Source organism: Marinobacter sp. DS40M6, from assembly GCF_028581595.1.
GTDB lineage: Bacteria > Pseudomonadota > Gammaproteobacteria > Pseudomonadales > Oleiphilaceae > Marinobacter > Marinobacter salarius.
Window position 1 is genome coordinate 1 of sequence record NZ_JAFCAE010000012.1, and the last position, 5,183, is coordinate 5,183.

The 5,183-nt window shown below is 53.7% G+C and carries 2 tRNA genes and 3 rRNA genes; all 5 read right to left on the reverse strand.

Features of this window, described 5'->3' with window-relative positions:
- Nucleotides 1-2 precede the first annotated feature (2 nt).
- A 5S ribosomal RNA gene (gene rrf, locus JJO78_RS20495) occupies nt 3-118 on the reverse strand.
- Between the two features lie 101 nt (nt 119-219).
- Nucleotides 220-3,115, reverse strand: a 23S ribosomal RNA gene (locus JJO78_RS20500).
- A gap of 355 nt (nt 3,116-3,470) precedes the next feature.
- Nucleotides 3,471-3,546, reverse strand: a tRNA-Ala gene (locus tag JJO78_RS20505).
- A 96-nt stretch (nt 3,547-3,642) separates the two neighbouring features.
- A tRNA-Ile gene (locus JJO78_RS20510) sits at nt 3,643-3,719 on the reverse strand.
- 111 nt (nt 3,720-3,830) lie between these two features.
- Nucleotides 3,831-5,183: ribosomal RNA gene (locus JJO78_RS20515) — 16S ribosomal RNA — on the reverse strand; the annotation flags it as partial.

Below are 5,183 nucleotides of genomic sequence, written 5' to 3' on the forward strand. Positions count from 1 at the left end.
GAGCCTGACGATGACCTACTCTCACATGGGCAGAAGCCACACTACCATCGGCGCTGGTCTGTTTCACGGCTGAGTTCGGGATGGGATCAGGTGGTTCCAGACCGCTATGGTCGTCAGGCAAAACGGTTGATCACTGGGTGGACGAGGTAGAACGATGTGATGTTGATTTCGATTGAGCACAATGGCTCTTGCGTTATCCGCAATTGTCTTGGGTGTTATATAGTCAAGCCTCACGAGCAATTAGTATCGGTTAGCTCAACGCCTCGCAGCGCTTACACACCCGACCTATCAACGTCCTGGTCTTGAACGGCTCTTCAGGGACCTCAAGGGTCCAGGGAGATCTCATCTTGGAAGGGGCTTCCCGCTTAGATGCTTTCAGCGGTTATCCTATCCGAACATAGCTACCGGGCAATGCGTCTGGCGACACAACCCGAACACCAGCGGTTCGTCCACTCCGGTCCTCTCGTACTAGGAGCAGCTTTCCTCAAATCTCCAACGTCCACGGCAGATAGGGACCGAACTGTCTCACGACGTTCTAAACCCAGCTCGCGTACCACTTTAAATGGCGAACAGCCATACCCTTGGGACCGGCTTCAGCCCCAGGATGTGATGAGCCGACATCGAGGTGCCAAACACCGCCGTCGATGTGAACTCTTGGGCGGTATCAGCCTGTTATCCCCGGAGTACCTTTTATCCGTTGAGCGATGGCCCTTCCATACAGAACCACCGGATCACTATGACCTACTTTCGTACCTGCTCGACGTGTCTGTCTCGCAGTTAAGCGGGCTTGTGCCATTACACTAACCGCATGATGTCCGACCATGCTTAGCCCACCTTTGTGCTCCTCCGTTACGCTTTGGGAGGAGACCGCCCCAGTCAAACTACCCACCACACAGTGTCCTTAACCCCGATAAGGGGTCGAAGTTAGAACCTCAAACAGGTCAGGCTGGTATTTCAAGGTTGGCTCCACCAGAACTGGCGTCCTGGTTTCAAAGCCTCCCAGCTATCCTACACAAACATGCTCAAAGTTCACTGTGAAGCTATAGTAAAGGTTCACGGGGTCTTTCCGTCTAGCCGCGGATACACCGCATCTTCACGGCGATTTCAATTTCACTGAGTCTCGGGTAGAGACAGCGCCCCCATCGTTACGCCATTCGTGCAGGTCGGAACTTACCCGACAAGGAATTTCGCTACCTTAGGACCGTTATAGTTACGGCCGCCGTTTACCGGGGCTTCGATCAAGAGCTTCGCGCAAGCGCTAACCCCATCAATTAACCTTCCGGCACCGGGCAGGCGTCACACCGTATACGTCCACTTTCGTGTTTGCACAGTGCTGTGTTTTTAATAAACAGTCGCAGGGGCCTGGTATCTTCGACCGGCTTCTGCTCAACCCGCGAAGGGCGTCACATACCACCGGCGTGCCTTCTCCCGAAGTTACGGCACCATTTTGCCTAGTTCCTTTACCCGAGTTCTCTCAAGCGCCTTGGTATTCTCTACCTGACCACCTGTGTCGGTTTGGGGTACGGTCTCGAATAGCCTGAAGCTTAGAAGATTTTCCTGGAAGCAGGGCATCAATGACTTCCCGCCCTAAAAGGGCAGTCGTCGTCGCGTCTCGGCATTGTGGGACCGGATTTGCCTAATCCCACTGCCTACATGCTTAAACCGGGACAACCGTCGCCCGGCTCACCTAGCCTTCTCCGTCTCTCCATCGCAGCTATCCAAGGTACGGAAATATTAATCCGTTTCCCATCGACTACACCTTTCGGTCTCGCCTTAGGGGCCGACTCACCCTGCGCCGATTAGCGTTGCGCAGGAACCCTTGGTCTTCCGGCGTGGGGGTTTTTCACCCCCATTGTCGTTACTCATGTCAGCATTCGCACTTCTGATACCTCCAGCATGCCTCTCGACACACCTTCGCAGGCTTACAGAACGCTCCCCTACCCCGTGCACTTACGTGCACAGCCGCAGCTTCGGTAACCAGTTTGAGCCCCGTTACATCTTCCGCGCAGGCCGACTCGACTAGTGAGCTATTACGCTTTCTTTAAAGGATGGCTGCTTCTAAGCCAACCTCCTAGCTGTCTGAGCCTTCCCACATCGTTTCCCACTTAACTGGTATTTGGGGACCTTAGCTGGCGGTCTGGGTTGTTTCCCTCTTCACGATGGACGTTAGCACCCACCGTGTGTCTCCCGGATAGTACTCACAGGTATTCGGAGTTTGCATCGGGTTGGTAAGTCGGGATGACCCCCTAGCCGAAACAGTGCTCTACCCCCTGTGGTATTCGTCCGAGGCGCTACCTAAATAGCTTTCGGGGAGAACCAGCTATCTCCGGGCTTGATTAGCCTTTCACTCCGATCCACAAGTCATCCCCTGGCTTTTCAACGACAGTGGGTTCGGTCCTCCAGTTGATGTTACTCAACCTTCAACCTGCTCATGGATAGATCGCCCGGTTTCGGGTCTATGCCCAGCGACTAAATCGCCCTATTCAGACTCGGTTTCCCTACGGCTCCCCTAAACGGTTAACCTCGCCACTGAACATAAGTCGCTGACCCATTATACAAAAGGTACGCCGTCACGGAACAAGTCCGCTCCGACTGCTTGTACGCATACGGTTTCAGGATCTATTTCACTCCCCTCACAGGGGTTCTTTTCGCCTTTCCCTCACGGTACTGGTTCACTATCGGTCAGTCAGGAGTATTTAGCCTTGGAGGATGGTCCCCCCATGTTCAGACAGGATGTCTCGTGTCCCGTCCTACTCGATTTCACTGGACTCAGGTTTCGGATACGGGGCTATCACCCACTATGGCGGCTCTTTCCAGGGCCTTCTCCTACCAGTTGTCCAGCTTAAGGGCTGGTCCCCGTTCGCTCGCCGCTACTGAGGGAATCTCGGTTGATTTCTTTTCCTTCGGGTACTTAGATGTTTCAGTTCCCCGAGTTCGCCCCGTACGGCTATGTATTCACCGTACGGTACCGGTCCGAAGACCGGTGGGTTTCCCCATTCAGAGATGCCCGGATCACAGCTTGTTTGCCAGCTCCCCGAGCCTTATCGCAGGCTTCCACGTCTTTCATCGCCTCTGACTGCCAAGGCATCCACCGTATGCGCTTAGTTGCTTGACTATATAACCCCAAGACAACTGATCCGTTTCTCACACCCAACAAGAACGTCGTACCCACCGAAGTGAACACAACCTTCTCATTCAGAGATGAGATTCAGAGACAGTCACTCGAAGTCATATACAACCACTTCAACGACAACACCGGATAACGCTTGAAATCGCTATCACATTGAACACTTTCTCTCGGAGATAATGAGAAAAAGTATTCGTGTTCTATCTCGTCCAATTTGTTAAAGAGCAAATCTGACCCAGTGATCAGAAAGAAGAACTTCCGCTTAACAACTCTTGTCATTAAACCGAAACGCTTGTTTCTGCACACTGACCGAAGTCAGGCATTCATCGATCTGTCCAGGTATTGGTGGAGCTGAGCGGGATCGAACCGCTGACCTCCTGCGTGCAAGGCAGGCGCTCTCCCAACTGAGCTACAGCCCCTAAAAGCTATTTACAAGAATTGTGTAGATCTAGGCGTGTTCGGGCGCCGCATAGCCTGCTATGCAAGTCCGGACACAACGACGAGCTACGCAATTCTGGTGGGTCTGGGTGGACTTGAACCACCGACCTCACCCTTATCAGGGGTGCGCTCTAACCACCTGAGCTACAGACCCGGTTTTGCTTGTCCTGAAACAAGCCAAGTCGGGCCTGCATAGACCCTTTGCTCTCTTCTTAAGCTAACCAAGTAATTCGTGTGGACTCTGACCGAAGCATTCGGCTTCGTTTAAGGAGGTGATCCAGCCGCAGGTTCCCCTACGGCTACCTTGTTACGACTTCACCCCAGTCATGAACCACACCGTGGTGATCGTCCTCCCGAAGGTTAGACTAACCACTTCTGGTGCAATCCACTCCCATGGTGTGACGGGCGGTGTGTACAAGGCCCGGGAACGTATTCACCGCGACATTCTGATTCGCGATTACTAGCGATTCCGACTTCACGGAGTCGAGTTGCAGACTCCGATCCGGACTACGATGCGTTTTGTGAGATTAGCTCCCCCTCGCGGGTTTGCAGCCCTCTGTACGCACCATTGTAGCACGTGTGTAGCCCTGGCCGTAAGGGCCATGATGACCTGACGTCATCCCCACCTTCCTCCGGTTTGTCACCGGCAGTCTCCCTAGAGTTCTCAGCCGAACTGCTAGCAACTAGGGATAGGGGTTGCGCTCGTTACGGGACTTAACCCAACATCTCACGACACGAGCTGACGACGGCCATGCAGCACCTGTGTCAGAGTTCCCGAAGGCACCAATCCATCTCTGGAAAGTTCTCTGCATGTCAAGGCCAGGTAAGGTTCTTCGCGTTGCGTCGAATTAAACCACATGCTCCACCGCTTGTGCGGGCCCCCGTCAATTCATTTGAGTTTTAACCTTGCGGCCGTACTCCCCAGGCGGTCAACTTAGTGCGTTAGCTGCGCCACTAAGACTTCAAGAGTCCCAACGGCTAGTTGACATCGTTTACAGCGTGGACTACCAGGGTATCTAATCCTGTTTGCTCCCCACGCTTTCGCACCTCAGTGTCAGTATTGGTCCAGAGTGCCGCCTTCGCCACTGGTGTTCCTTCCTATATCTACGCATTTCACCGCTACACAGGAAATTCCACACTCCTCTACCATACTCTAGCCTGACAGTTCGAAATGCCGTTCCCAGGTTGAGCCCGGGGCTTTCACATCTCGCTTATCAAACCACCTACGCGCGCTTTACGCCCAGTAATTCCGATTAACGCTTGCACCCTCCGTATTACCGCGGCTGCTGGCACGGAGTTAGCCGGTGCTTCTTCTGTGAGTAACGTCAAGCCTCACGAGTATTAGTCGTAAGGTTTTCCTCCTCACTGAAAGTGCTTTACAACCCGAAAGCCTTCTTCACACACGCGGCATGGCTGGATCAGGGTTGCCCCCATTGTCCAATATTCCCCACTGCTGCCTCCCGTAGGAGTTCGGGCCGTGTCTCAGTCCCGATGTGGCTGATCATCCTCTCAGACCAGCTACGGATCGTCGCCTTGGTAGGCTCTTACCCCACCAACTAGCTAATCCGACATAGGCACATCCAATAGCGCAAGGTCCGAAGATCCCCTGCTTTCCCCC